2 protein-coding genes and 1 pseudogene are annotated in these 2,389 nt (G+C 39.3%); all 3 read right to left on the minus strand.

The window, feature by feature from the left end:
- Positions 1-131: pseudogene (locus tag ACTL4S_RS16335) on the minus strand (IS6 family transposase); the annotation flags it as partial.
- Positions 132-615: 484 nt separating this feature from the next.
- Positions 616-1,605 carry a copper resistance protein B gene (locus tag ACTL4S_RS16340; RefSeq protein WP_005093385.1) on the minus strand — a complete coding sequence of 330 codons (990 nt, stop codon included), beginning with the start codon at positions 1,603-1,605 and terminating at the stop codon, positions 616-618.
- Positions 1,592-2,389 (minus strand): multicopper oxidase domain-containing protein (locus ACTL4S_RS16345; RefSeq protein WP_441299676.1); only part of this gene is annotated, 798 nt, incomplete at its 5' end. The genes ACTL4S_RS16345 and ACTL4S_RS16340, both read right to left, overlap by 14 nt.

Consider the following 2,389-nt stretch of genomic DNA (forward strand, 5'->3'; position numbering starts at 1 on the left):
TGATCAACATTCACTCCACGTTCAGCGAGCATTTCCTGAAGTTCACGATAGCTGATGCCATATTTACAATACCAACGAACAGCCCAAAGAATGATTTCACCTTGAAAGGGCCGACCGTGGAAGGGATTCATCTACTGTATCTCGAAATAAATAAGATATTTAGCTTATCATGTCAGCCTATTTGCAACAGTGCCGAAAAATTCCAGTATGCCGCATAGCCGCAAAGGGCCGGAATTGACGTAAGCAAATGCGTACAAGATCGGATAAAAACCGTCCCCTTTTTATCCGCAGAAATTGGGGATATTTTCTTACCGGAGAAGGCTGACAACATTGAAGAAAGTTTTAATTTGATTAAGAAACAATCAATTTTATTGGCGGAATATATCAAAACAGTTTAAAAAAAAGCCGACTTGTTTCCAAGTCAGCTTTTCGACATCGTCGAGCATTATCACTATAACACAAGTATCTGATTTTTATATATTTAAAATATACGTTTCGTATAAGCTCTATTATGTTAAATGGGAGGGAGGGAGCAAAATAAGTTAACATTTTGCTTCCGGCCACATTAAGCTAGAGTTTTATTTAAATAAAGCTATTTAGTAATCATTAAATTAATTAAAATCTAAATCTAACACCAGCTCCATATAACCAACCTTTCTCAGAGTTTGATTCTATTTGCCACGACGTTTCATCATTACCTTTTGAATACTCATAGGCAATGTCGATATACGGCATGATCTTTTTACTGATTTCATAGCGAGTTTCAAGCCCTGCGGTTGCACTGCTTAAACCAGTTTTTTTCGCATATTTAGAGTCATCACTAAAGATCGCATCCAACTCTAAATAAGTTTGAATAATCAACTTTTGCGTAATCAGAAAATCACGTTCCGTTTCTAGACTAAAACCCGCATAACTGTCTTCTCCTGCATAGAGATAAGCATCAGTTTCAAAGAAATATGGTGCCATACCATGTAAGCCAATCACTGCATCAACATTTTCTTCGGTGTCTTTGCGATGATCATCGAGTTCAACTTTTTCACTGCGATAACGTGCACCAATCTGTGCATCCCAAAAGTCTGAAATCATACGGCTATATAAAAGTTTGGCATCATAATGTGCATCATGCGATTCTTCTTTATCGGCATGAACTTTAATAAAAACCTTATTTTCATCTGTGCCAATACGGGTTTCAAACTCTGACTTTAAACCGCCTGTGCCATCTTCATTGACAAACCACTTATTATCCACCGTCGTAATCGCATAAATTTGCGCACCGTGTTCTGAGCGATGATCATAATGCGAACTCTGCTGAGTATTCGCATCTGGTACATGATGTAAATGATTAACCGTAGATGTTGCCTGATGTTGTGCATGATTCATCTGACCATGGTTCATTTTCCCCATCATCTGCATGTGTTGTGCATGCTCTTGTGCAGAATGTTGTGAATGATTCATCTCAGACATGGCTTGATGATTCATTGATGGCATATTTTTCCCATTATTCTGAGTAGTTGAATGATGCCCTTCGTGCGCCACACTTAAGGTCGTTAAACTCAATACCGCAACAGAAAAAATCGCTTTCAATACAAAATTAGTGATGTGCATGTTCAGCTCCTTTTTGCTCAGTTACTTGTTGAGTTTGAGTCGAATTTGTACCTTGAATTGGCATTGTAGATACTTGTTCATCGCTAACATTCGCCACGATTAACTTGTTCATCATCCCCGCACTCATGTGATACAACAAATGACAATGGATTGCCCATTCACCCAATTCATCCGCAGTTAATAAAGCCGTAACTGTTTTACCCGGTGGTACGATCAATGTGTGTTTATTTGGCATATCTACCGACTCTTGACCATTCTCCAACTGCATAAACATACCGTGTAAATGCATCGGGTGCGCCATCATACTGTCATTAATAAATTTGATACGGATACGCTCGCCATATTTCACTTTTAACGGCTCAGCATCACTAAATTTTTTACCGTTAATGGTCCAAATATAACGTTCCATAGTACCGCCCAAACGCACGACCAATTCACTGCTGGCTTCACGAGTATCTTTTTGCGGCTCTAATGATTTTAAATCGCTATATTGCAAGGCTTTATTACCTGCAGGTGTAGAGGCATTTGCCCAACCATAAACCACTTGATCATTTTTTTGCGGTTTTACTGCGCTATGCTGTGAATGATCCGTGCCTTTCATATCGCCATGGTTCATTTTCGAATGATCCATTCCTGAATGATCACCACCACCATGTCCCATATCTTCCATAGTCGGTTTTACTGCGCTATGCTGTGAATGATCCGTGCCTTTCATATCGCCATGGTTCATTTTCGAATGATCCATTCCTGAATGATCACCACCACCATGTCCCATATCTTCCAT

Source organism: Acinetobacter lwoffii, assembly GCF_052078135.1.
GTDB classification, from domain to species: domain Bacteria; phylum Pseudomonadota; class Gammaproteobacteria; order Pseudomonadales; family Moraxellaceae; genus Acinetobacter; species Acinetobacter lwoffii_Z.